Consider the following 24,744-nt stretch of genomic DNA (forward strand, 5'->3'; position numbering starts at 1 on the left):
GCACTTCTCCATGAACCACATTCCGCCTAAAAAGACACTGCGTATTGCGCTAATCGGCGACTATAACCACGACACTGTTGCGCATCAGGCGATTCCGCTTGCCATTGATGATGCCGCGGCTGTGCTTGAGATCACCGCTGACTATGACTGGCTGGCGACCCGCGAGATCGACAATCCTGAAGATCTGGTCGGTTATGACGCCATCTGGGTCGTGCCGGGCAGCCCGTATGAGAATGCAGCAGGGGCATTTATCGCCATCAAATATGCGCGTGAAAATGCCATTCCGTTTCTCGGCACCTGCGGCGGTTTCCAGCATGCGGTGATCGAGTACGCCCGCAATGTGCTGGGCTGGGAGGATGCCGCCCATGCTGAAACCGAAACCGCAGGGCAGATGGTGATTACGCCGTTGACCTGTGCGCTGATGGATCAAACCGCTGCCATTGAGTTAAGACCCAACACGCTGATTGCCCGTGCCTATGGGCGCAACGAGATTGATGAAGCCTACCGCTGTAGCTTTGGCGTCTCCCCGGAGTTTGCCAGCGAGCTGGAGCGCGGCGATCTGCGGGTGACCGGCTGGGATGAAGAGGGTGAGGTGCGAGCGGTAGAGTTGATCACCCATCCGTTCTTTGTCGCCACGCTGTTCCAGCACGAGCGCGGCGCGCTGGAAGGTCGCCCGGTGCCGCTGGTGCATGCAATGCTCCGCGCCGCAGGCGAATAAGCCCGTGGATTGTGCCGGATGGCGCGTAAACGCTTATCCGGCCTACAACACCCCGGTACCGCTTTTGTAGGCCGGATAAGGCGCCAGCCGCCATCCGGCAGAGCATCGGTGCCACCCTCCGACCCGGTACCGCTTCTGTAGGCCGGATAAGGCGTAAGCCGCCATCCGGCATTTACCCGCAATCCCGCTTTTACCCACCATCCATCCTCTACCCGGAAACAATCTCCCGGTCCCGTCCGGCAAACGCGCCGCACAGCGCCATCACTACCGACAAGAGCGCACAGGCGATCAGCGGCAGATGCCAGTCGCCGCTGGCGTCATGCACTTTCCCCATCAGCGGCGGCCCGCAGGCGGCGAGCAGATAACCAACCGACTGCGCCATTCCCGACAGCGCGGCGGCCTGATGCGCCGAGCTTGCCCGCAGGCCAATAAAGGTGAGGCCGAGGATCATCGTCGCCCCGGAGCCAAATCCGTACACCACCGTCCAGATCGCCGCGTGCTCCGGTTGCAGCCATAGCCCCAGCGCGCCCGCAGCACACAGCAGTGCGACCAGCGCCGCGATAGCGCGCTGATCCCGCAGGCGGTGCAGCACCAGCGGCACCAGTAAACCGGGCGCGGCCGTAGCCAGTTGCAGCACACCGTGCAGCGAGCCAGCCTGCGTCTCGCTAAAGCCCTGGCTTATCAGAATCGACGGCAGCCAGCCGATCACAATGTAGTAAATCAGCGAGTTGATCCCGAGGTAGAGCGTCACCTGCCAGGCCAGCGCCGAGCGCCATATACCGCGGCTGTGAAGTGCTCCGCTGGCACTGAGCTCAGCAGGTGCGCCGTGGCGCAGCCGCGGCAGCCAGAGCAGCAGCGCCAGCAGCGGGAAGATCATTAGCGTCAATAACGCGCCGTGCCAGCCCGCGCCGCTCTGCGCAATCGGCACCATTGCCGCGGATCCGAGCGCTGCCGCCGCGCCCATGGTGAGGGAATAAGCCCCGGTCAGTTTGGCGACATGCTGCGAAAAATCCCGCTTCAGCATGCCGGGCAGCAGCACATTGCCAAGCGCAATGCCGCAGCCAATCACCGCCGTACCGATAAACAGCAGAAGAGAAGAGGGCAGCGAGCGCAGGGCGATGCCAGCGCAGATCAGCAGCAGCGCGGCAAACAGGCTGCGCTCCATACCAATCCGGCGCGCCACGCCCGCCGCCAGCGGCGAAATCAGCGCGAAGGCCAGTAGCGGCAGCGTGGTGAGCATACCGGTTTGCGCGGTGGTTAAGCCATAGTCGGCGCGAATGGCATCCAGCAGCGGTGCGGCGCCGGTGAAGGTGACGCGCAGCGTGGTGGCAATCATCAGAATGCCAATAATCAGCAGCACACGCTGTTTGCCGTTTAAAGAGGGAGTGGTCATGGTGTTCTCATTAATAAACAGAGGACACTACGATAGCGTTTTTCACCGCTGTTTGAATCAAGCTAAAATGACACTTTATCGCTAAATTCGGACAACTTTATGCACGACTTAGCCTTAGCGGGCTTCGATCCCGACAGCCAGCAGGAAGCCGCCGTCGCCTTTCACATCCGTATGGCGGCGCACGAGCAGCGCATTCCCGCGCATCATCACCGCAAAGGGCAGTTGATCCTCGCCTTAAAAGGGGCGATCACCTGTGAAGTGGAGAATGCCCGCTGGATGGTGCCGCCGCACCACGCCATGTGGCTTCCGGGTTTTGTGCCGCACAGCAATCACGCCACCGCCAATGCGCAGCTCTGCTTTCTGTTTATTGAAAGCTGGGCGGTGGTAATGCCGGAGCACTGCTGCACCCTCAAAATCTCGCCGCTGGTGCGCGAGCTGATCCTGCAACTTGCTGCCCGTTCAACCGCTGCACGGCGTGAGCCGCAGACCCAGCGCCTGATCCAGGTGCTGTTTGATGAGTTACCCCATCAGCCGCAAATGCAGCTCCAGCTTCCCGTCTCCATTCACCACAAGATCCGTCAGATGGTCGAGACGATGGAGCAGGCCCCGGCGGAGCGGCAGACGCTGGCGCAATGGGCGCAGCGTTTCGCCATGAGTGAGCGCAACCTTGCTCGCCTGGTGGTGAAAGAGACAGGGCTGAGTTTTCGCCGCTGGCGGCACCAGTTGCAGCTGATCCTCGCCCTGCGTCTGTTGATTGAGGGGCATAGCGTGCAGCATATCGCCCAGACGCTGGGGTATGACTCAACCACGGCGTTTATCACCATGTTTAAAAAGGGGTTAGGGCAGACGCCGGGGCGCTATCTGGCAACGCTTGGCGAGCAGTAATATTTTTTCCTGCCAAGTCCACTTATGTTGTGTGGAATTAAATCGTTTATAGCGCCCGAAACAAAAGGATAAGTCATTAATATCGCGAAACTGTTTTTAATAACTTTTTCAGATATTCAATGCACTTTTTGATATTTGTGTGATGAAAAACCTTATGTGACTTTAACGCGGCAATAACACAATAACCGGGCATAAGGATTAGCATGGCAACTTCATTACACACAAAAAACATCGTTGCGCTCAGCGCGCTGGCGCTGCTTTCGGCGCTCTCCTTCTCCGCGCAGGCAGACAAGCTGGCAGATATTAAAGCCGCAGGCGTCGTTAAAGTCGCCACTTTTGACGCTAACCCGCCCTTTGGCGCGATCGACCCTAAAACCCACGATATTGTTGGCTACGACGTCGATTTTGCAAAAGCGCTGGCGAAAAGCCTCGGCGTTAAGCTGCAACTGGTTGCCACCAACCCGGCGAACCGTATTCCGCTGCTGCAATCCGGCAAGGTCGACCTGATTGTTGCGGATATCACCATTACCCCGGAGCGGGCGCAGGTGATTGATTTCTCTACCCCTTACTTTGTCACCGGCCAGCAGTTCCTCGTTCCGGCCTCTTCACCAGACAAGCTTGATGCCTACAGCAAAGCGCGCATCGGGGCGGTAAAAGGCACCACCGGCGAGCAGGCGCTGCATCAGCGCTTCCCGCAATCCCGCGTGCTGGCCTATGACGATATCCCGCTGGCGTTGACCGCACTGCGTAACGGCAACGTGCAGGCGATCACCCAGGACAGCACCATTCTGGCGGGGCTGCTGGCGGGCGCGCCGGACAAAGCGAAGTTTAAGATCCTGCCCGATCTGCTGTCGAAAGAGGAGATTGGTGTCGGCGTCAGCAAAGGGGAGAGCGCCCTGCTGAACAAAGTTAACGAAGAGCTGGTGAACCTCGAAAAGAGCGGTGAAGCAGCGAAAATTTATGACACCTGGTTTGGCCCGCAAACGAAAACTCCGGCTCCGCGTAGCTTTACCATAGAAGCGAAATAACGATGTTGGCAGGTCTCTTCTCTTCCTCTGCGGCAGATGCCGCAGGGGCGTTGCCCGTGCAAAAAGGCACGGTAGTGTTTCGCCAGGCGAGCAAACGCTTTGGCGACAACGTGGTGCTGAAAGCGATTGATTTACAGGTTGCGGCGGGAGAAGTGGTGGCGGTATGCGGCCCTTCCGGCTCCGGGAAATCGACGCTGATCCGCCTGATTAACCAGCTCGAAAACCTCTCCAGCGGCGAGATTTTTGTTGATGGTCAGCCCACCAGCCAGCTCACCGGGCGTAAGTTGCGTGAGTTGCGCCGCCATGTTGGCTTCGTTTTCCAGCAGTTCAACCTCTACGCCCACCTCACCGCGCTTGAGAATATCACCCTCGCGCTGCGCCACATTCACGGCAAAAGCGCTGCCGAGGCGCAGCAGATTGCGCTCGCGCTGCTGGCGCGCGTTGGCCTGCAGGAGAAAGCGCAGCATTACCCGGCGCAGCTCTCCGGCGGTCAACAGCAGCGGGTGGCGATTGCGCGCACCCTGGCGGCCGACCCGCACATTATCCTGTTTGATGAGCCGACCTCGGCGCTCGATCCAGAGATGATTGGCGAAGTGTTGCAGGTGATGAGATCGCTGGCGCACAGCGGCATCACCCTGATTGTGGTTACACACGAGATGCAGTTTGCGCGCGAAATCGCCGACCGGGTGATTTTTATCGACGGCGGCGAAATTCTTGAGCAGGCCGCGCCCGCCAACTTCTTTACCGCGCCGCAGCATCCGCGCGCGCAGCGTTTTCTGCAAAAGGTGCTTAACCCGCTGCATGCCGATAACAAGGAGTTGTAATGGCACTGCATCTTGACTGGGCGGGCGTGCTCAGCGGCCAGCCCGCAGCGTGGATCCTCTCCGGTTTTCTCACTACCGTGTGGGTCACGCTGGTGGGTATGATCCTCGCCACCCTGCTTACCGTGCTGCTGCTGGCGCTGCGCCTGGCAGGTGGCCGCGTGGGACGCGGCGCGGTGGCGGCATGGGTGTCGCTGTTTCGTAACACACCGCTGCTGGTGCAGCTGCTGTTCTGGTATTTCGCCGCATGGAACGTTTTGCCGCTGGCGGTTCGCCAGTATGTAAACGACGAACACGCCTTTAGCATTCTGCCGGGCGATGTCTGGTGGTTTACACCGGAGTTTCTCTCCTCTGCCTGGGCGCTTGGGCTCTTTACCGCCGCTTTTCTGGTGGAGGAGATCCAGGCCGGGCTGCTCGCTGTGCCGCGCGGTCAGGTGGAAGCGGCGCAGTCGCAGGGCTTCAGCCAGCTTGCGATCTTTCGTTGGGTGTTGTTGCCGCAGGGGCTACAGAATGCCTGGCAGCCGGTGGTGGGGCAGTATCTCAACCTGATGAAACTCTCCTCGCTGGCGACCGGGATTGGGCTGGGCGAACTCACTTACCAGACGCGGCAGATTGAGAGCTTCAACGCCCACGCGCTGGAGGCGTTTGCCGTGGGCAGCGCGCTCTATCTGCTGCTTGGTCTGCTGATGAGCGTGCTGTTTAACCTGCCGCGCCACTGGCGCTCACTGCGCCACGCCACGGAGGTGCCGCGTGATCGCTAATATCACCGTCATTACCGATAACCTCGACTACCTGCTGTGGGGCAGAGCCGCTCAGCGTGAGCCGGGCGGCGTGCTGCTGTCGCTGTTAATGACTATAGGCGCGGCGGCGCTGGCATTTCCCGGCGGCATTCTGCTGGCGTGCTGCGCCTGGCGTTTTCGCGGCTGGCCGCGCAAGGTGCTGTTTCTGTGGGCGGAGCTGATTCGCGGTATCCCGCTGATCTTCGTTATCTTCTGGCTCTGGTTTTTACTGCCGTGGATAACCGGAGCGGATCTGCCCGGCGCGGTAACGGTCACGCTGGCGCTGGCGTGGTTTACCTCGGCCTCGGTGATGTACTCGACGCTGGCGGCACTCGGCGCACTGCCGCGCGGGCAGTATGAAGCGGCGCTGAGCAGCGGTTTTTCCAGCGCACAGATCCTGCTTCGCGTGCTGCTGCCGCAGGCACTACGCAACGCGCTGCCGTCGTTTATCGGCTTGGTGATCGCGCTGCTGAAGGACACCTCGCTGGCCTTTATTGTTAACGTCCCGGAGCTGACCACCGTCGCCGGGCAGGTGAACAACCGGGTGCAGGTCTATCCGGCGGCGCTGTTTATCTTCACCGGGCTGGTCTACTACCTGCTGTGCAGCGCGCTGGAGTATGGCGTGAAGCGCTGGCAGCGGCGGCTTTCACTGCCGGCCAATTAGCAGCGATACCAGGCCTGCGGCAATCAGTGGCCCGACCGGTACGCCCCGGAACAGGGCCACGCCTAACACCGTTCCCACCAGCAGCCCCGCAACCAGCGAGGGCTGCGAACTCATCAACGTAACCCCGCGCCCGCCCAGCCATGACACAAACACCCCGACGGCAATCGCCACCAGCGATTTCCAGTTGGCAAAGGAGTGCAGCAGCGTCGAGGGCGGCAGCGATCCGCTGGCAATTGGTGCCATCACGCCAATCGTCAGAATGATAATGCCGACCGTCAGCCCCTGCTTTTCGATCCAGGGAAAGAAGGTGTTGAGCGGTGTGACGCGCACAATGATCAGCACCAGAATCGAGACCGCAACGGTGGTGTTATGGCTGACAAAGCCGAGCGCGGCGAGGGCGAGCAGAATAAACAGCGTGGTATCAAACATGCAAAGCGTCCTTACTCTGCGCTCTCGCGCCTGAAATCGACCAGCGCTGGCTGGGCGATGCGCAAATAGTCGTGGGTATTCATGATCACTGATTTTTCCAGCAGCCCGGCGTTAAAGGCGATCTCATCGAAGCGCTGAAACAGCACCGGGTCGGCAACCAGGTCAAGGTCAGGGTGAAAAGAGAAGGGGGGAATGGCACCAAAAACGCAGGCGGTAAGGGCATCGACCTCCGCCGGGCTTGCCAGCGACGCTTTCAGGCCGCCAAAGTGTTGTGCTAAGCGGCTGAGATCGGCCTGCAGGTCGGCACCAAGGATCGCCAGCACATGTTTTTTCACGCCGTTGCCTTTGATTTTACACACCAGCGCTTTAGCACCCTGGCCGAGGGCGGTACCGCGAATTTCACTTACCGCTTCACATTTGCCGACGGCATCATGCTCAACCACGCGAAAGCGTGCCTGTTGCTCAGTAAGAAGTTGGAGTAGATGCGCGTGGATATCGCGGCTGGCAATCTCAGACATGTTCGCTCCCGGAAAATGTAAAGAGGCTTACATTACCGCACATCACGGGGGCTGAAAATAAAAATGCCGCCCCGGGGGGCGGCCAAAAAATACAAGCACTACAAACAATTCTTTGTGTGTACGGAAAAATCGGTTCTAAGCCCTGGTGGGCTTTACTCGCTCACATTACCAGCCGCAGCGATGACTCCCGCTGCGCCTCAAACTTCAATGACGATAATGTGCCACATGCTGGCGGCGGCAAGAGGGTAAATAAACCCCGTTTTTACGTCTATTTCTGCCTATCACCGGCAAATTTCGCTTATGTTACGCCATCTTAGGCGCAGCCCTGACAAAAATGGCGATCTCGGGTGGCTTAACTAGACTTAGAGATTCACTTTATCCACATCGGGAGTGTGACTATGGCTAATGTATATCAGTCATGCATTGATGCCTGCTATCAATGTGCTGAAGCCTGCGATCGCTGTGCGGTCTCCTCTCTGCAGGAGCCGCATCTTGAGATGATGAGAGCGTGCATTAAAGCGGATATGGAGTGTGCGGCGCTCTGCCGGGTGACGGCGCAGCTATTAAGCCTTGAGAGCGAGCAAGCGAAGCAGGTGTGCCGCATTTGCGCTGACGCCTGCCGCGCCTGTGCCGAAGAGTGCTCGAAACATCAACATGAACACTGCCAGCAGTGCGCCGCAGAGTGTCGCCGCTGTGCCGAAGTCTGTATGCAGATGACCGCTTAAGCCAGCGCGGATCAACATGGAACGGGAGGGTGGCGTCAGCAACGCGCCACGCCCTACGCCCCGTGGCTTTTAAGCCTCTCGTTCACCTTGAATAGATTGTGGTAGAACTCGCCCTCTTTTTTAATCTCCGCCAGACGTTCACTGACCATCTGCCTGAAGGAGTCACCCTGGTGATTGCGCAGATCCGGGTCAGCACCCTTATCCAGCAGAAGCGCGATCTTGTCGAACTCGGCACCATAAAACGCCTCGGCCAGCAGTGTGTTGCCCAGCGAGTCACGGCTGTTTACATCCGCACCGCGTGCGAGCAACAGCGCCAGCGTGGCGTTGTTTTTCGCTCTGATGGTCGAGAAGATTAGCGGCTCAGCGTAACGCTTCTCGCGGGCGTTAGCATCCAGCCCACCGTCAAGCATCGCTTTCAGCCAGATATCCTTATCGCCCATCGCCACCATTTCTGCCGGGCTCCAGGATTTATCCTTCTGCGGTTGCAACGGGTCTGCACCCAGGCGCACCAAATCCGTGACGATCTGCAACCGCTCAGGCGGGTTGCCATTATAAAAAGACTCATTGAGGGCAAAAAAGAGGATCGTCAGGTCTTCATTTCCTGGCGTGCTAAGGTCCGTCTTTTTTGCCAGACGCAGGATGGTGTAGCGATCTCCAGCCTGAATCGCCTTTGCCAGCACCAGCTGCGCGCCCGAAAAGTGCTTTTCAGGCTCGATTTTTTTCAGGCTCTTACAGCCGGGCAGCAGCGTACACAGCAGAGTGAGCAGGAGAGTGGAGAGTAATTTTTTCATGTCGTTTCCCCCGTAGAGCGGGGTTTACATCCTCTACGAGTGCTTTTTGGGCTGTAACAGCGCGACGGCCTGCACATAAACCGCCTTTGCGGCACCGACGGCTTCACCTTCGCAGGCAATAAGGTGCGCCAGAATATTACCCTTGTTTAGGGTGCGCCCGGCGCGAAGCACCGCTTGTGCTGCGTTGCCTATTGCGGCATGGACGGCGTCGTTGTCGTCTGAGTGGGAAATTGTCACGCTCTGTTCCTCGGGATGCTAATCCAGTTGGTGGCTTATCTGTGCGCCGGTGTTTATGGTGCGTAGCCACTGGTCGCCTCGCCTGAGGCACAAAAAAATGTGTCAGGGCAGAGCTTTTAAAAGTTTTTCACGCAGCCCGCTAACCCGGGTTGCCAGGTCAGATAACTCTGCAAACGGCGTGTCCATTACCGAGATCATATCGGCGGGAACGCCGGCGGCGTCGATCTTTAACTGCTGCCCCTGTTCGGTCAGGGTGATCAGCACCCGCCGCTCGTCGCCTTGCGTATCGCGTTTTCTGGCGACCAGACCGGAGGCCTCAAGCCTTTTCAGTAGCTGGCTTAGCGTGCCGGAGTCCAGCTGAACGCGCGCGCCCACTTCCGACACCGTCACGTTATCTTTTTCCCACAGCGCCAGCAGCACCAGATACTGCGGGTAGGTCAGCCCAAGCGGTTTCAGCCGTGACTGGTAAAGCCGGGTCATCGCCAGCGAGGCGGAGTAGAGCGCGAAGCAGAGAAATTGATCCACGGTCACCGGCGCATTGCCCGGGGCCGGCAGGTCATCACTCTTATCGCTGTCGTTATTTGCGTCGATACACATAAGCAATATGGGCCTGTTGCAAAGATGGAATTCTCTCTCTGAATAGCGGCAACGGATTCAGGGAGGCTGGCATGTTCACGTCGGATTAAAAGAGGCGCAGGGGAAGAGGAAAAAACGGCCTGCGCGTCGGTTGTCAGAGCGAAGTATTGAGTCTAATTATGTTGACGTCAACCTAATTAAGGCTGGTGTATGAATCAGAGGCAAAACCGCGCCGCCATTATGCTCTTTTCAGGCGGCGCGCTGTGGCCGATTAGAGGCGGAAAGTGTCCACCATGCCGCGCAGGGCATGCGCCTGAGCAGAGAGCGACTGCGATGCGCTGGAGGACTCCTCCACCAGCGCGGCGTTGTTCTGCGTCACGCCGTCCATCTGGCTGACCGCCAGGCTGACCTGGCTGATACCCTGCATCTGCTCCGAAGAGGAGAGGGAGATATCATCCATGGCGTCCGCCAGATCGCCGACCATGCCAACCACCTTCAGGATGTTGTCACCGGTGTCGGCGGCTTCAGCGACGCCATCTTCCACCTGGGCAACCGCCTGTTCGATCAGCGTTTTGATATCCAGTGCCGCACTGGCACTGCGCTGCGCCAGGGTTCTCACTTCCCCTGCGACCACGGCAAAGCCGCGTCCCTGATCACCTGCGCGGGCCGCTTCGACCGCGGCGTTCAGCGCCAGGATGTTGGTCTGGAAGGCGATGCCTTCGATTACGCTTGTGATCTCACGTACTTTTACCGCGCTCTGGGAGATGGCGTTCATGGTCTGCGACATGCGCCCCAGCTCCTCACCGCCGGTGCGGGCAAGGGTGGCGGTGGTGCGGGCAGTGTCAGCAGTCTGGCGCGCGCCGTCGGCATTGCTTTTTACCGTGGCGGTCAACTGCTCCATGCTGGCGGCCGTCTCCTGCAGGGCCGCGGCCTGCTGCTCAGTACGGGATGAGAGTTCGGTGTTGCCCTGCGAGATCTCATCGGCCGCCGAGGCCACCGAGACGGAGGCATCGCGGATATCAGAGACCAGGCTGCGCAGATTGGCCTGCATACCGGCAAGCGAAGCCAGCAGGCTGCTGCTATCGTTGCGACGCAGTGCTACAGGCGAGCTGAGATCGCCCCCGGCAATCGCTGCCGCAAGGGTCTGCGCCTGGGCGGGTTCGCCGCCGAGCTGGCGCATCAGCACGCGCACCGTAATCATACAGGTTGCCACTGCCAGTAAGATCGACAGCCCTGCCAGCCCCATCAGGATCATCGCCGTACGGGAGATATTTTCACCGTTCTCCGCGAGCGTATCGCGGCTTAACTTCATCTGCACATCCGTCAGGGCATTAAGGGCGTCCAGCAGCGCTTTTTGCGCCGGGCGGGCGGTGTTCATCAGGTAGGTGGTGGTCTCCTCCTGGCGATTTGACAGCCCCAGTTTTCCCGCTTCCATCAGCGTCGACAGGGCCGCAGGCTCTGCGGCAACAATGCGTGAAAGCGCCGCTTTGCCTTCGTCGGAAACATTTGACGCCATGCTCTGCTCCAGCAGTTCACGGTTATGGATGAAGAGTTCGCGCTGATCGTTCAGTCGCTTCCACTCCGGCTGCATCTGAGCCGGGTCTGTCAGCAGGGCGAGGTTACGCACGGCGATAGCCATATCGCGCGCGCTGCCCCGCATATCCAGCACCAGATCGTAGCGCTTCATTTTGGAGTTAACGGTGTCGTTCATACTGTCGCGCGCTTGCCACAAGCCCTGCAGTGCGGTTGCCGCACAAAGGATAAATAACACAATAATCAAGCCAAACCCAACGCTCAGGCGTGTAGAAATTTTCATCAGTTTTCTCATCCTATTTATGGTGTGGAGCACTATCGGCAAGCAGACGAGAAACCATTAGGGTTGAAATCAATCAAAATGTGTTCAATTGTGTCGCGCGTTAGTTAATTGCGGGTTTTGTAGATTTTGAGGAGGGTTAAGAAAGCTAAGTTATTGCGTAAGCAGGCAGGAAAACAGCCAGTTATTTTCATTTAACTGGCTGATTTAGCGGTTAATTTGAGGCGTTTTGCTTATGGAACAGCTCGCGGAATACCGGGTAGATATCATCCTGGTCACGAATATGCTGGATAGCGAAATTATCAAACATCGTTTGCAGATGTTCATATTCCCGCCACAGCGTCTGGTGCGCCCGACGGGTGATCTCGATATAGCTGTAGTAACGCACCACCGGCAGGATCTTCTTCGCCAGAATTTCATGACACAGCGGTGAGTCATCCGCCCAGTTATCACCATCGGAGGCCTGCGCAGCGTAGATATTCCACTGCCCCGGGTCGTAGCGCTCCTTCACCACTTCATCCATCAGTTTCAGGGCGCTGGAGACAATGGTGCCGCCCGTCTCCTGCGAGTAGAAGAACTCATGTTCATCCACCTCTTTCGCCTGCGTGTGGTGGCGAATATAGACCACTTCAACGTTTTTATAGGTCCGGCTTAGGAAGAGGTAGAGCAGGATATAGAAGCGCTTGGCCATATCTTTGGTGGCCTGATCCATCGACCCGGAAACATCCATCAGGCAGAACATCACCGCCTGGCTGGAGGGCTCCGGGCGTTTTTCGTAGTTTTTGTAGCGTAAGTCGAAGGTGTCGATAAAGGGTACGCGCTCGATTTTTGCCCGTAGCTCGGCAATCTCTTTGCGCAGACGCTCCTCCTCCAGCAGTTGCGCTGGCTCGCTTTTGGCAACGGTCTCCAGATTGCTCTCCAGCTCGCGCAATTCGCGACGCTTGCCGGCCGTCATCGCCGTACGGCGGGCGAGGGAGTTTTGCAGCGATCGCACAACGCTGATGTTTGCCGGTACACCGTTGGCGGTATACCCGGCGCGGTGCGTTTTGTACTCATTCATCTGCCGCTGCTGGTTTTTTTGCAGGTTTGGCAGGGCAAGATCTTCAAACAGCAGATCGAGATACTCATCTTTCGAGATCTGGAAAACAAACTCATCCTGGCCTTCACCATCCTGGCTGGCGTCGCCCTGGCCGCTCCCTCCGCCACCGCCGCCGCCCTGCGGACGTTCGATGCGATCGTTGGGCACAAAATGGTCGTTCCCCGGGTGAACGCGATGGCGTAAGCCGCCGCGTCCCTGGTGGAACATCGGTTCGCTAATATCTTCCGTCGGGATTGAGACAGACTCGCCGCTCTCGACATCCGTGACCGATCGTTTATTGATCGCCCCGGAAATGGACTGCTTTATTTGCGCTTTGTAACGGCGTAAGAAGCGCTGGCGGTTCACCGCGCTCTTGTTTTTGCCGTTCAGACGCCGGTCAATGAACCAGGTCATAGTTCCCTCCCGCTGCGTATGCCAACTTTGCAACAGACCGCGCACGGGGCGCGGCCGGGGTGGTGCTGTTATGAGGATTTACGAACCCGCAGATACCATTCGCACAGCAGGCGTACCTGCTTGCGGGTATAGCCTTTCTCCATCATGCGGTCGACAAAGTCATCATGTTTTTTCTGCTCGTCGGTCGAGGTTTTGGCGTTAAAGGAGATGACCGGCAGCAGCTCTTCGGTATTAGAGAACATTTTCTTCTCAATAACCGTGCGCAGTTTTTCGTAACTGGTCCAGTTCGGGTTGCGGCCGCTATTATTGGCGCGGGCGCGCAGCACGAAGTTGACGATCTCATTACGGAAATCTTTCGGGTTGCTGATCCCGGCCGGTTTCTCAATCTTCTCCAGTTCCGCATTAAGGGACTCACGGTCAAACAGCTGTCCGGTGTCGGGATCGCGGTACTCCTGATCCTGAATCCAGAAATCGGCGTAGGTGACATAACGGTCGAAAATGTTCTGCCCATACTCCGAGTAGGATTCGAGATAGGCGGTCTGGATCTCTTTCCCGATAAACTCGGCGTATTTCGGGATCAGGTAGCCTTTGAGGAACTCGAGATAGCGCTCGGCCTGCTCCTGTGGGAACTGCTCGCGCTCAATCTGCTGCTCCAGCACATAGAAGAGGTGCACCGGGTTGGCCGCCACTTCCACATGGTCGAAGTTGAACACCCGCGAGAGGATCTTAAAGGCAAAACGCGTTGAAAGGCCGTTCATCCCTTCGTCGACACCCGCGTAATCACGGTACTCCTGATAGGATTTCGCTTTCGGATCGGTATCTTTCAAACTCTCGCCGTCATAGACGCGCATTTTGGAGTAGATGCTGGAGTTTTCCGGCTCTTTCAGACGCGACAGGATAGAGAAGCGCGCCAGCGTTTCCAGCGTCCCCGGCGCGCACGGTGCGTGGGAAAGCTCAGAGTGATTAAGCAGTTTTTCGTAAATCTTCATCTCTTCCGAGATGCGCAGGCAGTAAGGCACCTTGACGATGTAAACACGGTCGAGGAAGGCCTCGTTGTTTTTGTTGTTACGGAACTGCACCCACTCCGATTCGTTGGAGTGAGCAAGGATAATGCCGTTAAACGGCAGGGCGGAGATCCCCTCGGTGCCGTTGTAGTTCCCCTCCTGGGTGGCGGTCAGCAGCGGGTGCAGCACCTTGATCGGCGCTTTAAACATCTCGACGAACTCCATCACCCCTTGGTTGGCGCGGCAGAGCGCGCCGGAGTAACCGTAGGCGTCCGGGTCGTTTTGCGCGTGGTTTTCCAGTTTGCGGATGTCGACTTTACCCACCAGCGCGGAGATATCCTGGTTATTCTCATCGCCCGGTTCGGTTTTGGCGATGGCGATCTGCTCCAGAATCGACGGCCACACTTTAACGACGCGGAATTTACTGATATCGCCGCCAAACTCATGCAGCCGTTTTGCCGCCCACGGCGACATAATGGTGCCGAGATAGCGTCGCGGCACGCTGTACTCTTTTTCGAGGATCTGCGCATCTTCCTGCGGGTTAAACAGGCAGAGCGGATGGTCGTTGACCGGGCTGCGTTCGCCGTTGGCGCTCAGCACGTAGATCGGCACGCGCTGCATTAAGGATTTCAGGCGTTCAGCCAGCGAGGATTTACCGCCGCCGACCGGGCCGAGCAGATAGAGGATCTGTTTCTTCTCTTCAAGCCCCTGCGCGGCGTGCTTGAGGTAAGAGACAATCTGCTCGATAGCTTCTTCCATACCATAGAACTCTTCAAACGCCGGGTAGCGTCCGATAACCCGGTTCGAAAAAAGACGGGAAAGCCGTGGCTCCTGAGCGGTGTCAACCATCACGGGCTCACCAATGGCCATCAATAGCCGTTCTGCCGCGTTAGCATAGGCACTGCGATCTTGCTTACAGATGGCAAGAAACTCCTGCAGTGTGAACTCTTCGTCCTTGGCAGCTTCATAGCGCTGGCGATAGTGATCGAATATATTCATGGCATGCCGTCCTTTCGTTTTTTAGCACAGGTTAAGAGCCGTTCGTATGAGTAATGGAGGCTCCCGGAAGCGTTAGCTGAACGACGCATTTAGTCACCGAGCAACCCTTGTGCCAGGTTGCATGCCAACAACTGAGCGCGGATCAGGTAAATCATCTTCTTAATCTAAGCGTAGAAGGCTTTGCAAATCTTGCATGCGCCCCAAAACCAATTTCAATGGCATATCAATAACTCATCCTAAAAATCCTGTTTTTGTCATAAGCCGCAGCCAGCGCTTTCATCGTTGTTTCATAACGCTGTAATGGGAACGTCATAACCCGGCTTCAGAGTAGAAAGTTAATTTTTTGTAATCTTCAGACAAAAAGAGTTGGGCGGGGTGCGCGGGGCGACTACACTTCATCCGCCAATTATTTGACGAACAGGAAAGAAAGGACTGTGACCAAATTCAAACTCCTGGCACTGGGCGTAGTGACGGCGATCTCTGCCTGCGCGGCCAATGCAGAAAGCAATTTTTCTCTCGGCGCGGGTGTGGGCGTGATGGAGTCTCCTTATAAGGAGTACGACACGCGCGTCACGCCGCTTCCGGTTGTTACTTATGAGAGCGATGACTTCTGGTTCCGCGGCATCGGCGGCGGCTACTACTTATGGAATGACGAAGCGGACAAACTGTCGGTGATGGCTTTCTATTCACCCTGGCAGTTCAAGCCGAAAGATAGCGACAACATCCAGCTGCGCCAGCTGGATCGCCGCAAATCAACGGCAATGGCCGGTTTAAGCTATATCCATAACACGCAGTATGGTTTCCTGCGCACCACCCTTGCCGGTGACGTGCTGGATAACAGTAATGGCGTGGTGTGGGATCTGGCCTGGCTTTACAACTACACCAACGGCGGTCTGACCGTGACGCCGGGTATCGGCGTCGAGTGGAGCAGCGATAACCAGAACGAATACTACTACGGCGTATCACGTTCAGAATCGCGCCGCAGCGGGCTGTCGAGCTACGACCCGGACAGCAGCTGGGATCCGTATCTTGAGCTGACCGTCAGCTACCGTTTCGCGGACAACTGGAGCGTTTACGGCACCGGCCGCTACTCGCACCTCTCTGATGAGATCAAAGACAGCCCGATGGTGGATAAATCCTGGTCTGGTCTGCTCTCAACGGGTGTGACCTACCGCTTCTGATTGTGCACGTCTACAGTGCATGTTGTGCATTCCAACAGGGCCTATGGCCCTGTTTTGTTTTATGGTGGTGCGTTCAACCCAGGAGGAGAAGATGGCAGAAAAAACGGTAAGTCTCGGCGGCACGCTACTGCCCGCCATTGGGCAGGGCACGTGGTATATGGGTGAAAACGCCCGTTCCCGGCAGCAGGAGGTTGCTGCACTACGCGCGGGCATCGATCTGGGCCTGACGCTTATCGACACCGCAGAGATGTATGCCGATGGCGCGGCAGAAGAGGTGGTCGGCGAGGCATTGCAGGGTAGCCTGCGCGACAAGGTGTTTCTGGTCTCCAAAGTCTACCCATGGAACGCGGGCGGTGAGAAGGCGATTGCCGCCTGCGAAGCGAGCCTGCGACGGCTGAAAACCGACGCGCTCGATCTCTATCTGCTGCACTGGCGCGGGAACTATTCGCTGGCGGAAACCGTTGAGGTGATGGAGACGCTCATTCAGCAGGGGAAAATCCGCCGCTGGGGCGTCTCCAATCTCGATTACGGCGATATGCAGGAGCTGATGCAGGTGAGCGGCGGCGATGCCTGTGCCACCAATCAGGTGCTCTATCACCTGGCTTCGCGCGGCATTGAGTACGATCTGCTGCCGTGGTGCCAGCAGCAGGCGATGCCGGTAATGGCCTACTGCCCGCTGGCCCAGGCCGGGCGGCTGCGCGACGGGCTGATGGAAAACCGCGTGGTGCAGCAGATTGCCGAAGCGCATCGCGCCAGCGCGGCGCAAATCTTACTGGCGTGGGTGATCCATCATCAGGGCGTGATGGCGATTCCGAAAGCATCAAGCATTAAGCACGTGGAAGAGAATGCCGCCGCGCTCGCTATCGTGCTCAGTGATGATGAAATGCGACAGCTCGACGCGGCGTTTCCGGTGCCGAAGGGCAAAACCCCGCTTGATGTAGTGTAAGGCAGGCAATTCCCTCTCCCGGCGGGAGAGGGGAGGCAGGGCGATCAGCGTTTAACGACGCGGATGGTCTGCGCAAGGCGGGAGGGTTTCTCTTCGCTCGCTTTCTGCGCCACGGTCGCATTGACCGACTCGACGCAGACAAAGGTTTTATAGCCATCATCCGGCATGTCGGCCATGCTGACAGAGAGCGCCGGGCCCGGGTTCCAGGCAACGACGTTAGCGTTGTGGTGATGAGTCACTTCGATCGCGCGATTCAGCTTCGCGTCGTGGATCAGGCTGCAACCTTCGGCGTTGAGGTAGACGCGGTCAATGCGATCCGGGAAGGTCTGCACGCCGTCGGTCAGCACATCCTCTTTGGCGTCGTTCACTTTATCGATAAAGCGATCGCCGAGGCCGCTTACTTTGACATCTGCGATATCGCCAACGTTAAAGTAGGTGTGCAGCGCAGAGGTGGTTTCGAATTCACCGTGCGCTTCCAGCTCCATTTCGCAGGTTGCTGCCAGCTTGAACCGGGCGAAGAGGGTGAAGTCGTGCGGCCAGTGCTGGCGCGACGCGTCGCTGCTCTGCAGTTCGAAGGTCAGCACTACGCTGCTCTCATCTTCATTATGCGCCTGGAGTGCCCACGGCAGGTTACGGGCAAAACCGTGCGCCGGCAGACTCTGCTCCTTCGCCGGGCCGAACCACGGCCAGCAGATCGGCACGCCGCCACGGATCGCCACACCCTCTTTAAATGGCGTATTGCCGCTCAGCCACAGTACCTCTTCTTCACCCTGTGGTTTCCAGCACAGCAGATGCGCGCCCTGGTAAGCAAACGCGGCCTTCACCTGCGGATGATCGACAACCAGCAGGTCGAGGTCATCCAGCGTGCGGCGCGAGAGCGTCGGCGTGATTTGTTCGACTACCGGAAGTGCAAAAATTTTAGTAATCATTAACGCAATCCTCTGTCTTCAAAACAAAAAAAGAGCGACCGAAGTCGCCCTTTCAGAAAGCTTACCATCTCAACTTATTTGGAGATGTGAGCGATCAGATCCAGAACTTTGTTAGAGTAGCCGGTTTCGTTGTCGTACCAGGAGACCAGTTTCACGAAGTTGTCGTTCAGTGCGATACCAGCTTTAGCATCGAACACGGAAGTGCAAACTTCGCCGTTGAAATCGGTAGAAACAACGTCGTCTTCGGTGTAACCCAGAACGCCTTTCATTTCGCCTTCAGAAGCGGCTTTGATGGCTTTCTTGATCTCTTCGTAGGACGCTGCTTTTTCCAGACGAACGGTCAGGTCAACAACGGATACGTTCGGAGTCGGAACGCGGAACGCCATACCGGTCAGTTTGCCGTTCAGTTCCGGCAGAACTTTACCTACTGCTTTAGCAGCGCCGGTAGAGGACGGGATGATGTTCTGAGCTGCGCCGCGGCCGCCGCGCCAGTCTTTGTGAGACGGGCCATCAACGGTTTTCTGAGTTGCGGTGGTCGCGTGAACGGTGGTCATCAGACCTTCGATGATGCCGAAGTTGTCGTTGATAACTTTCGCCAGCGGAGCCAGGCAGTTAGTGGTGCAGGAGGCGTTGGAAACGATGTCCTGGCCTGCATATTTCTCGAAGTTAGCGCCACGCACGAACATCGGAGTGTTGTCTTTGGACGGACCGGTCAGAACAACTTTTTTCGCGCCGGCAGTGATGTGCTTACGAGCAGTTTCATCGGTCAGGAAGATACCGGTAGCTTCAGCAACAACGTCAACGCCGATTTCGTTCCACTTCAGGTTAGCCGGGTCTTTCTCAGCAGTAACACGGATGGTTTTGCCGTTAACAACCAGGTGGCCGTCTTTCACTTCAACGGTGCCGTTGAAACGACCGTGAGTGGAGTCGTACTTCAGCATGTACGCCATGTAATCCGCATCTAACAGATCGTTGATACCAACGATTTCGATGTCAGAACGCTCTTGAGCAGCACGGAAAACAATGCGACCGATACGGCCAAAACCGTTGATACCTACTTTGATAGTCATATATTCCACCAGCTATTTGTTAGTGAATAAAAGGTTGGCTGTAAAATTACAAAAACCTTACGCAGCGTCAAGCGGAATCGTGTCAATCATTGCGACAAATCAATCATCCGCATGTCCGTGGTCAGACTGATTAATCTCACTTTCCCTTTGAGCATCTTCCCCATATGGGGTGCCGCCCAAGATTTTAAAGGTCACTAAAGATAAAAGTGTGAGACTCATCACAATTCCCTGGCTGCTTTATCGCAACTGCTAAGTTTAGAACAAAAGTCGCGCCCTGAGTGTTAATGTTTTGTTAGAATCAGGCTGATAAGTTGTCGAATCATGACCGCGAGATGTAAACAAATGGCGAATAATTCTTCCCAGGACGATCTGAAAAACGATCTGACCGAAATGCAGTTCTACGTAACGCAAAATCATGGCACCGAGCCGCCGTTTAGCGGACGCCTGCTGCACAACAAGCGCGATGGCGTTTACCACTGTCTGGTGTGCGATGCTGCGCTCTTCAGCGCCGAGACCAAGTATGATTCTGGCTGCGGCTGGCCGAGCTTCTACGAGCCCGTGAGCGAAGAGGCAATTCGTTATATCAATGATTACTCCCACGGCATGCAGCGGGTTGAAATCCGCTGCGGCAAGTGCGACGCGCATCTGGGGCACGTTTTCCCGGACGGCCCGCAGCCAACCGGCGAGCGTTATTGCGTCAACTCCGCGTCGCTGAGCTTCACCGATGAAGAGAATGGCGACCAGACCCGCGGTTGAAAAATCGATTCAGCTATTATTCCAGAGAGCAGAGTAAGATGAATATTGATGAGATCGTGAGCAATATGACGCCGGAGATTTATCAGCGTCTGGCAACGGCAGTTGAGCTGGGAAAATGGCCCGACGGCGTGGCGCTGACGCCGGAGCAGAAAGAGAACAGTCTGCAACTGGTGATGTTGTGGCAGGCACGCAATAACGTGCAGGCGCAGCATATGACCATCGATACCAACGGGCAGATGGTGATGAAGAGCAAACAGCAGTTGAAAGAGGAGTTTGGCATCACCCCCAAACCGATCGCCACCTTCAAATCCTGACGATCTGCCGGATGGCGGCGTAAACGCCTTATCCGGCCTACGGGTTCACACGCTTTTCCAGGCCTGATAAGCGCAGCGCCATCAGGCAGGTTTTCGGACCCGGTGCAGAGTGCCGCATGGCGGCGTAAACGCCTTATCCGGCCTACGGACGCGCGTTTTTGTAGGCCTGATAAGCGCAGCGCCATCAGGCAGGTTTTCGGACCCGGCGCGGATTGCCGGATGGCGGCATAAACGCCTTATCCGGCCTACGGGGGCATGCTTTTGTAGGCCTGATAAGGCGCAGCCGCCATCAGGCAGTGCACGGGAATCAGCAACACTTACCCGTGCGTTTCCAGCCAGTCCGCCAGCGTATAGAGCGTTGCGCCGCCGCTTGCCATTGCCATAAACGCCTGCGTGCTGTCGTCGGCATGCAGGTTTACACCGCGACAACCATCGGTAATCACACTCACTTCATACCCAAGCTGTAGCGCATCCTGCACCGTAAACTTCACGCAATAATCGGTGGCTAAGCCCATCACCACCAGCTCGCGAACGCCATGCGCCTGCAACCAGTCGTGAAGCGCCGTCTGCTGACGGTGGCCGTTATCGAAAAAGGCGCTATAACTGTCGATACGCGGGTTTTCCCCTTTGTGGAACACCGCATCGATGGCCTGCCGATCGAGCAGCGGATGCAGCGCCGCGCCCTCGCTCCCTTGCACACAGTGATCGGGCCAGAAGGTTTGTGGTAACCCCTCCAGCTCGCCGGTAACAAACGGCTCAACACCGTGCTGACTGGCGAAACTGCCGTGCCTGGCCGGGTGCCAGTCCATGCTGGTCAGCACCGGTTCGCCGCGGCTTTTAAACCACGGGATCAGCGTGTTTGCCACATCCACGGTGCTGTCGCCGCCCGCAACGGCCAGCGCGCCGCCGGCACAAAAATCGTTTTGCAGATCGACCAGCAGCAGAGCGCGTGCTTTCATCGTTAACTCCTTACTCGTCCGGCGTCAGTTCACCGCGCAGGTTTTGCGTCATCGCGGTGCGGATCGCATTTGCGTCCAGATCCTGACTTAACAGATAGTGCAGTTTAGTCAGCGTCGCCTCGACCGTCATATCCGCGCCGCCAATCACGCCCGCATGGGCGAGGGCGTTACCGGTAGCGTAACCGCCCATATTGACCTTGCCGGACATGCACTGGGTCAGGTTCACAACCACGATGCCGCGCTCACTCGCTTCCTGCAATGCCTTAAGGAACTCGCGGTTTTGCGGCGCATTGCCCACGCCATATGAACGCAGGATCAGCGCTTTTACCGGCTGCAGCAGGAAGTTACGCACCACATCGGCAGAAATACCCGGGTAGATAGTCACTACGCCAATCGGTTGCGGAGTGATCGGATGAACGATCAGTTCGCCCACGGTGCTCGGCGCAGGCGGCGTGCCGAGACGGCGAATATGGATACCCGCTTCCAGCAGCGGCGAGAGGTTCGGCGAAGCAAAAGCGTCAAAACCGTCAGCGTGGGCTTTAGTGGTGCGGTTGCCGCGATAGAGACGGTTGTTGAAAAAGAGGGTCACTTCGTTAATCGGGAAGTTCGCCGCCACATAGAGCGCGTTAAGCAAGTTGATCTGCCCGTCGGAGCGCAGCTCCGCCAGCGGGATTTGTGACCCTGTCACAATCACCGGCTTGCCGAGGTTTTCCAGCATAAACGACAGCGCGGAGGCGGTGTAAGCCATGGTGTCGGTGCCGTGCAGGATCACGAAACCGTCATATTCGTCATAATGCGCTTTCACATCATCCGCAATATGCTGCCAGTCTTTCGGCGTCATATCGGAGGAGTCCATCAGCGGGGCATATTCATGGATGGTGAAGTCGGGCATCTCCGGACGATGGAACTCTGGCATCAACGCCAGCTGGCGCTGCAGATGACCGGAAACCGGCACATAGCCATGCTCTGAACGCTGCATGCCGATGGTGCCGCCCGTGTAGGCTACGTAAATGGATTTTTTTTGCATGGTAAGTAGGTTCTGACTGAATCAAAAAAATCCCCTCCGGCGGAGGGGATGCGTAAGAAAATTAGCGAACGGTGGCGCAGTTCAGGCACAGCGCATAACGGTTCTGCGGATCGTTAAACACCGCCAGTTTATCCGTTTCGGCTTTCACTTCCTGCGCTGCGCTGGCCAGCGGTGCCGGCAGGTAAGCCTGCAGCGCCTGCGGCAGCATTGCGCGCACCGAGCCGGTCATGCTGTCCACCACGCGGTCCAGTAAGCCTGGTTCCTCTTCGTAGTAATCAACATGCCACTGTTTCAGCTTCGCCAGCTCTGCGGCTTTAGCAATCGCGTCATCGAAGTCGCCCAGCGCATCGACCAGACCATTATTTTTCGCATCCTGACCGGTCCAGACGTGGCCCTGCGCGATTTTATCCACCTGCTCCGGCGTGCTGTTGCGCGATTTCGCTACCAGCGTGATAAAGCGCTTATAGCCGTTCTCGATGCTCAACTGCATCATCTGCTGAACTTCATCAGGCAGCGCTTTGGTCATGCTCACATCTGCCAGCGGCGAAGTGGCAACGCCATCCGTATGCACACCGATGCTGTCGAGGCTGTTCTCCAGCGTATTGATCACGCCAAAGATGCCGATGGAGCCGGTCAGGGTGCTCGGGTTGGCAACAATGTAGTTGGCTGGCGTTGAGATCCAGTACCCACCGGAGGCTGCCATACCGCCCATCGAAACGACAACCGGTTTGCCTGCCGCACGGGCAGCGGCCAGTTCAGCGCGGATCACCTCGGAGGCGCTGACGCTGCCGCCCGGGCTGTTGACACGCAGGACAATCGCTTTGACCTTGTCATCCAGACGCGCATCGCGGATCTGCGCTGCGGTAGTATCACCGCCCACATTCCCCGGGGTCTCTTCGCCATCCATGATGGCGCCGTTAGCGAAGATCACCGCCACGGTACCGCCCACGTCGGCCGGCGTTTTGGTTTGATAGTCATAGAAGCTGATGGCGCGGAAGTTTTTATCTTCCTTGCTCCAGCCAAACTGTTTCACCATCGCTTTTTCAGCGTCAGCGGCAGAGCCCAGCTCATCAACCAGCTTGTTATCCAGCGCATATTTCGCCGTATCGCCGTCCACTTTACGCAGACCGTCGAGCATCGCTTGCGCGCCAGGGAAGACCTGCTGGGCGGTGATCTGGCGGTTAGCCGCCACGGTGTTGAGGTAGTTTTGCCACAGCTCGCCGATCCAGCGGCTGTCCGCTTCGCGCGCGGCAGGGGACATATCATCGCGAATGAACGGCTCAACGGCGGATTTGTAAGTGCCGACGCGGAAGACGTGGGTCGTCACTTTCAGTTTGTCGAGCAGCGCTTTGTAGTAAAGGCCGTTGGTAGCGAAACCATGCAGATCGACCACGCCCTGCGGCGAGAGCCAGATCTTATTGGCAAAGCTTGCAAGGTAGTACTGACCCTGGCTGTAGTTATCGCCCACCGCATAGACCGGTTTGCCGCTGTCGCGGAATTCGCGCAGCGCTTTACCGATGTACTGCATCGAGGGCTGATCGGCACCGGCGAAATTCTTCAGATCGAGCACAATGCCGGTAATGTTGCGATCCTGCTGTGCCTGACGAATAGTTTCGACGATATCGAAGAGTGAGTTCTCCTGCAGACGATCGGAGCTGGCGCCGAACAGCTGGCGACCCAGTGCGCCGAGGCGACCGCTGGCGGAGGTTTTATCGACCACCACGCCGGAGATATCCAGCAGCAGCGCACCGCGCCCGCTGTGCTCCGCTTTGCTGTCGCTCATCTGCACCCATACGCCGACTGCGACCAGTATCAGCAGGATGAAGACAATGTTCATCACCAGGTTGCGGGTAAAGTTCAGCAGTCGCCAGCACCACTTAAAAAATCCGGCAATAATGCGCCAAAGGGTTTGCATGTATTCTCCCTGCGAGTTAACGGCCACCGCTGCCCGAGCGGCAAAGTGTGGTTATCCTAATTATCCCGCTGCCTCTTGTCAGCAGGAATCGCCTCCGGCGCTGTAACAATTTCTACGCCCATGTTAATTTTATGAACAAATTTCACAACAAGAGGTTAACTAATGGACGCACTTGAACTTCTCGTCAACCGACGCAGTGCTTCTCGCCTGGCAGAGCCGGCTCCGGCAGGCGAACAGCTGGATAACATTCTGCGTGCCGGGATGCGGGCGCCAGACCACGGCACACTGCAACCGTGGCACTTCTTTGTGATTGAGGGGGAAGGGCGCGAGCGCTTCAGCCAGACAATGGAGCAGGCGGCGCGTGCCGCGGGCCAGGATGAAAAAGGCATTGAGAAAGCGCGCACCTCGCCGTTTCGTGCGCCGATGATTATCACCGTAGTGGCAAAGTGCCAGCAGCACCACAAAGTGCCGCAGTGGGAGCAGTTGCTCTCTGCCGGGTGTGCGGTGATGGCGATGCAGATGGCGGCTCTGTCGCAGGGCTTTAACGGCATCTGGCGTACCGGCCCGCTGACCAACAGCCCCGAGGTTCGCCAGGCGTTTAACTGTGGTGAGTTGGATCAAGTTGTCGGCTTCCTCTACCTCGGTACCCCGCAGCTGAAAGCCTCTACCACGGTGACCGTGCCGGATCATACGCCGTTCGTTACCCACTTCTGAGTGCCACTTTTGCCGGATGGCGATAAACGCTAATCCGGCCTGGGCCACCACGCTGGTTTGC

At 57.4% G+C, this 24,744-nt stretch carries 26 protein-coding genes; 12 read left to right on the forward strand and 14 right to left on the reverse strand.

Annotated elements, in window-relative coordinates:
- The first annotated feature begins 10 nt into the window (after positions 1–10).
- A complete protein-coding gene (locus IAE50_RS02085; protein WP_200579442.1) occupies positions 11–718 on the forward strand; it encodes a CTP synthase in 708 nt (235 codons plus the stop codon).
- Between the two features lie 208 nt (positions 719–926).
- Here IAE50_RS02085 and IAE50_RS02090 read toward each other — a convergent pair whose 3' ends face one another.
- Positions 927–2,111: a CynX/NimT family MFS transporter gene (locus IAE50_RS02090; protein ID WP_200579443.1), complete on the reverse strand. Its 1,185-nt coding sequence runs from the start codon at positions 2,109–2,111 to the stop codon at positions 927–929.
- A gap of 99 nt (positions 2,112–2,210) precedes the next feature.
- Between IAE50_RS02090 and IAE50_RS02095 the strand changes: the two genes are divergently transcribed.
- From IAE50_RS02095 to IAE50_RS02115, 5 genes are all read left to right on the forward strand, one after another.
- Positions 2,211–2,996, forward strand: coding sequence for a helix-turn-helix transcriptional regulator (locus IAE50_RS02095; protein WP_200579444.1), 786 nt, complete (start codon positions 2,211–2,213; stop codon positions 2,994–2,996).
- Between the two features lie 203 nt (positions 2,997–3,199).
- Complete coding sequence (locus IAE50_RS02100; RefSeq protein ID WP_200133194.1) at positions 3,200–4,024, forward strand: ABC transporter substrate-binding protein; 825 nt, start codon at positions 3,200–3,202, stop codon at positions 4,022–4,024.
- Positions 4,025–4,026: 2 nt separating this feature from the next.
- Positions 4,027–4,848, forward strand: a complete 822-nt coding sequence (locus IAE50_RS02105; RefSeq protein ID WP_232045001.1) for an amino acid ABC transporter ATP-binding protein — start codon at positions 4,027–4,029, stop codon at positions 4,846–4,848.
- On the forward strand, positions 4,848–5,606 hold the full coding sequence (locus IAE50_RS02110) for an amino acid ABC transporter permease (RefSeq protein WP_128483100.1): 759 nt from the start codon (positions 4,848–4,850) through the stop codon (positions 5,604–5,606). The genes IAE50_RS02105 and IAE50_RS02110 overlap by 1 nt, the downstream gene beginning before the upstream one ends.
- The gene (locus tag IAE50_RS02115) at positions 5,596–6,288 is read left to right on the forward strand and encodes an amino acid ABC transporter permease (RefSeq protein WP_200579445.1); all 693 of its coding nucleotides are present in this window, start codon (positions 5,596–5,598) and stop codon (positions 6,286–6,288) included. Before IAE50_RS02110 ends, IAE50_RS02115 begins: the two co-directional genes overlap by 11 nt.
- On the opposite strand, the gene IAE50_RS02120 is transcribed toward IAE50_RS02115, so the two are convergent.
- On the reverse strand, positions 6,271–6,717 hold the full coding sequence (locus IAE50_RS02120) for a DUF441 domain-containing protein (RefSeq protein ID WP_054802901.1): 447 nt from the start codon (positions 6,715–6,717) through the stop codon (positions 6,271–6,273). The two genes, IAE50_RS02115 and IAE50_RS02120, sit on opposite strands and share 18 nt — an antisense overlap.
- A gap of 11 nt (positions 6,718–6,728) precedes the next feature.
- Positions 6,729–7,235 (reverse strand): YbaK/prolyl-tRNA synthetase associated domain-containing protein, encoded by a 507-nt coding sequence (locus tag IAE50_RS02125; protein WP_200579446.1) that lies wholly within the window; start codon positions 7,233–7,235, stop codon positions 6,729–6,731.
- A 398-nt stretch (positions 7,236–7,633) separates the two neighbouring features.
- On the opposite strand from IAE50_RS02125, the gene IAE50_RS02130 reads away from it, so the two are divergent.
- Complete coding sequence (locus IAE50_RS02130; RefSeq protein ID WP_200579447.1) at positions 7,634–7,960, forward strand: four-helix bundle copper-binding protein; 327 nt, start codon at positions 7,634–7,636, stop codon at positions 7,958–7,960.
- A gap of 53 nt (positions 7,961–8,013) precedes the next feature.
- Here IAE50_RS02130 and IAE50_RS02135 read toward each other — a convergent pair whose 3' ends face one another.
- From IAE50_RS02135 to yeaG, 6 genes are all read right to left on the reverse strand, one after another.
- A complete protein-coding gene (locus IAE50_RS02135) occupies positions 8,014–8,751 on the reverse strand; it encodes an ankyrin repeat domain-containing protein (RefSeq protein WP_200579448.1) in 738 nt (245 codons plus the stop codon).
- A 33-nt stretch (positions 8,752–8,784) separates the two neighbouring features.
- Positions 8,785–8,988 (reverse strand): hypothetical protein, encoded by a 204-nt coding sequence (locus IAE50_RS02140; RefSeq protein WP_200133188.1) that lies wholly within the window; start codon positions 8,986–8,988, stop codon positions 8,785–8,787.
- Between the two features lie 102 nt (positions 8,989–9,090).
- Positions 9,091–9,585: a MarR family winged helix-turn-helix transcriptional regulator gene (locus IAE50_RS02145; protein ID WP_042714625.1), complete on the reverse strand. Its 495-nt coding sequence runs from the start codon at positions 9,583–9,585 to the stop codon at positions 9,091–9,093.
- A gap of 250 nt (positions 9,586–9,835) precedes the next feature.
- Complete coding sequence (locus IAE50_RS02150; protein ID WP_200133187.1) at positions 9,836–11,380, reverse strand: methyl-accepting chemotaxis protein; 1,545 nt, start codon at positions 11,378–11,380, stop codon at positions 9,836–9,838.
- A gap of 211 nt (positions 11,381–11,591) precedes the next feature.
- On the reverse strand, positions 11,592–12,869 hold the full coding sequence (locus IAE50_RS02155) for a YeaH/YhbH family protein (protein WP_094420118.1): 1,278 nt from the start codon (positions 12,867–12,869) through the stop codon (positions 11,592–11,594).
- 68 nt (positions 12,870–12,937) lie between these two features.
- On the reverse strand, positions 12,938–14,872 hold the full coding sequence (gene yeaG / locus IAE50_RS02160) for a protein kinase YeaG (RefSeq protein WP_042714617.1): 1,935 nt from the start codon (positions 14,870–14,872) through the stop codon (positions 12,938–12,940).
- Positions 14,873–15,306: 434 nt separating this feature from the next.
- Here yeaG and IAE50_RS02165 point away from each other — a divergent pair, with 434 nt between their 5' ends.
- Together IAE50_RS02165 and IAE50_RS02170 are read left to right on the forward strand one after the other, a co-directional pair.
- Positions 15,307–16,053, forward strand: a complete 747-nt coding sequence (locus IAE50_RS02165; RefSeq protein WP_023481831.1) for a MipA/OmpV family protein — start codon at positions 15,307–15,309, stop codon at positions 16,051–16,053.
- 91 nt (positions 16,054–16,144) lie between these two features.
- Positions 16,145–16,999, forward strand: coding sequence for an aldo/keto reductase (locus tag IAE50_RS02170; protein WP_200579449.1), 855 nt, complete (start codon positions 16,145–16,147; stop codon positions 16,997–16,999).
- Between the two features lie 44 nt (positions 17,000–17,043).
- Here the strand turns inward: IAE50_RS02170 and IAE50_RS02175 are convergent, their stop codons facing one another.
- Both IAE50_RS02175 and gapA read right to left on the reverse strand, forming a co-directional pair.
- Positions 17,044–17,928, reverse strand: coding sequence for a D-hexose-6-phosphate mutarotase (locus IAE50_RS02175; RefSeq protein WP_200579450.1), 885 nt, complete (start codon positions 17,926–17,928; stop codon positions 17,044–17,046).
- A gap of 74 nt (positions 17,929–18,002) precedes the next feature.
- Positions 18,003–18,998: a glyceraldehyde-3-phosphate dehydrogenase gene (gene gapA / locus IAE50_RS02180; RefSeq protein ID WP_023481291.1), complete on the reverse strand. Its 996-nt coding sequence runs from the start codon at positions 18,996–18,998 to the stop codon at positions 18,003–18,005.
- Between the two features lie 342 nt (positions 18,999–19,340).
- Between gapA and msrB the strand changes: the two genes are divergently transcribed.
- Both msrB and IAE50_RS02190 read left to right on the forward strand, forming a co-directional pair.
- Complete coding sequence (gene msrB, locus IAE50_RS02185; RefSeq protein ID WP_054802950.1) at positions 19,341–19,754, forward strand: peptide-methionine (R)-S-oxide reductase MsrB; 414 nt, start codon at positions 19,341–19,343, stop codon at positions 19,752–19,754.
- A gap of 38 nt (positions 19,755–19,792) precedes the next feature.
- Positions 19,793–20,068 (forward strand): YeaC family protein, encoded by a 276-nt coding sequence (locus tag IAE50_RS02190; protein ID WP_023481791.1) that lies wholly within the window; start codon positions 19,793–19,795, stop codon positions 20,066–20,068.
- A gap of 317 nt (positions 20,069–20,385) precedes the next feature.
- On the opposite strand, the gene pncA is transcribed toward IAE50_RS02190, so the two are convergent.
- The 3 genes from pncA to sppA all read right to left on the reverse strand — a co-directional run bounded on the left by pncA (position 20,386) and on the right by sppA (position 23,969).
- A complete protein-coding gene (gene pncA / locus IAE50_RS02195) occupies positions 20,386–21,027 on the reverse strand; it encodes a bifunctional nicotinamidase/pyrazinamidase (protein WP_200579451.1) in 642 nt (213 codons plus the stop codon).
- Positions 21,028–21,037: 10 nt separating this feature from the next.
- The gene (gene ansA, locus IAE50_RS02200; protein ID WP_200579452.1) at positions 21,038–22,054 is read right to left on the reverse strand and encodes an asparaginase; all 1,017 of its coding nucleotides are present in this window, start codon (positions 22,052–22,054) and stop codon (positions 21,038–21,040) included.
- 61 nt (positions 22,055–22,115) lie between these two features.
- Entirely contained in the window at positions 22,116–23,969 is a 1,854-nt protein-coding gene (gene sppA / locus IAE50_RS02205) for a signal peptide peptidase SppA (RefSeq protein ID WP_094420113.1), read from the reverse strand.
- Positions 23,970–24,131: 162 nt separating this feature from the next.
- On the opposite strand from sppA, the gene IAE50_RS02210 reads away from it, so the two are divergent.
- A complete protein-coding gene (locus tag IAE50_RS02210) occupies positions 24,132–24,683 on the forward strand; it encodes an NAD(P)H nitroreductase (protein ID WP_200133150.1) in 552 nt (183 codons plus the stop codon).
- Positions 24,684–24,744 lie beyond the last annotated feature (61 nt).

The sequence above is a fragment of the Kosakonia sp. S42 genome (genome assembly GCF_016624785.1).
In the GTDB taxonomy this organism is placed as follows: domain Bacteria; phylum Pseudomonadota; class Gammaproteobacteria; order Enterobacterales; family Enterobacteriaceae; genus Kosakonia; species Kosakonia cowanii.

What these genes read in the sequence shown, in the direction of transcription:
- IAE50_RS02110 (WP_128483100.1), top strand. Translation starts at nt 4,848, where the DNA reads ATGGCACTGCATCTTGACTGGGCGGGCGTGCTCAGCGGCCAGCCCGCA.
- IAE50_RS02190 (WP_023481791.1), top strand. Translation starts at nt 19,793, where the DNA reads ATGAATATTGATGAGATCGTGAGCAATATGACGCCGGAGATTTATCAG.
- IAE50_RS02105 (WP_232045001.1), top strand. Translation starts at nt 4,027, where the DNA reads ATGTTGGCAGGTCTCTTCTCTTCCTCTGCGGCAGATGCCGCAGGGGCG.
- IAE50_RS02150 (WP_200133187.1), bottom strand. Translation starts at nt 11,380, where the DNA reads ATGAAAATTTCTACACGCCTGAGCGTTGGGTTTGGCTTGATTATTGTG.
- IAE50_RS02135 (WP_200579448.1), bottom strand. Translation starts at nt 8,751, where the DNA reads ATGAAAAAATTACTCTCCACTCTCCTGCTCACTCTGCTGTGTACGCTG.
- yeaG (WP_042714617.1), bottom strand. Translation starts at nt 14,872, where the DNA reads ATGAATATATTCGATCACTATCGCCAGCGCTATGAAGCTGCCAAGGAC.
- IAE50_RS02170 (WP_200579449.1), top strand. Translation starts at nt 16,145, where the DNA reads ATGGCAGAAAAAACGGTAAGTCTCGGCGGCACGCTACTGCCCGCCATT.
- IAE50_RS02095 (WP_200579444.1), top strand. Translation starts at nt 2,211, where the DNA reads ATGCACGACTTAGCCTTAGCGGGCTTCGATCCCGACAGCCAGCAGGAA.
- msrB (WP_054802950.1), top strand. Translation starts at nt 19,341, where the DNA reads ATGGCGAATAATTCTTCCCAGGACGATCTGAAAAACGATCTGACCGAA.
- sppA (WP_094420113.1), bottom strand. Translation starts at nt 23,969, where the DNA reads ATGCAAACCCTTTGGCGCATTATTGCCGGATTTTTTAAGTGGTGCTGG.
- IAE50_RS02175 (WP_200579450.1), bottom strand. Translation starts at nt 17,928, where the DNA reads ATGATTACTAAAATTTTTGCACTTCCGGTAGTCGAACAAATCACGCCG.
- IAE50_RS02085 (WP_200579442.1), top strand. Translation starts at nt 11, where the DNA reads ATGAACCACATTCCGCCTAAAAAGACACTGCGTATTGCGCTAATCGGC.
- IAE50_RS02120 (WP_054802901.1), bottom strand. Translation starts at nt 6,717, where the DNA reads ATGTTTGATACCACGCTGTTTATTCTGCTCGCCCTCGCCGCGCTCGGC.
- IAE50_RS02125 (WP_200579446.1), bottom strand. Translation starts at nt 7,235, where the DNA reads ATGTCTGAGATTGCCAGCCGCGATATCCACGCGCATCTACTCCAACTT.
- IAE50_RS02130 (WP_200579447.1), top strand. Translation starts at nt 7,634, where the DNA reads ATGGCTAATGTATATCAGTCATGCATTGATGCCTGCTATCAATGTGCT.
- IAE50_RS02090 (WP_200579443.1), bottom strand. Translation starts at nt 2,111, where the DNA reads ATGACCACTCCCTCTTTAAACGGCAAACAGCGTGTGCTGCTGATTATT.
- pncA (WP_200579451.1), bottom strand. Translation starts at nt 21,027, where the DNA reads ATGAAAGCACGCGCTCTGCTGCTGGTCGATCTGCAAAACGATTTTTGT.
- IAE50_RS02155 (WP_094420118.1), bottom strand. Translation starts at nt 12,869, where the DNA reads ATGACCTGGTTCATTGACCGGCGTCTGAACGGCAAAAACAAGAGCGCG.
- gapA (WP_023481291.1), bottom strand. Translation starts at nt 18,998, where the DNA reads ATGACTATCAAAGTAGGTATCAACGGTTTTGGCCGTATCGGTCGCATT.
- IAE50_RS02100 (WP_200133194.1), top strand. Translation starts at nt 3,200, where the DNA reads ATGGCAACTTCATTACACACAAAAAACATCGTTGCGCTCAGCGCGCTG.
- ansA (WP_200579452.1), bottom strand. Translation starts at nt 22,054, where the DNA reads ATGCAAAAAAAATCCATTTACGTAGCCTACACGGGCGGCACCATCGGC.
- IAE50_RS02210 (WP_200133150.1), top strand. Translation starts at nt 24,132, where the DNA reads ATGGACGCACTTGAACTTCTCGTCAACCGACGCAGTGCTTCTCGCCTG.
- IAE50_RS02145 (WP_042714625.1), bottom strand. Translation starts at nt 9,585, where the DNA reads ATGTGTATCGACGCAAATAACGACAGCGATAAGAGTGATGACCTGCCG.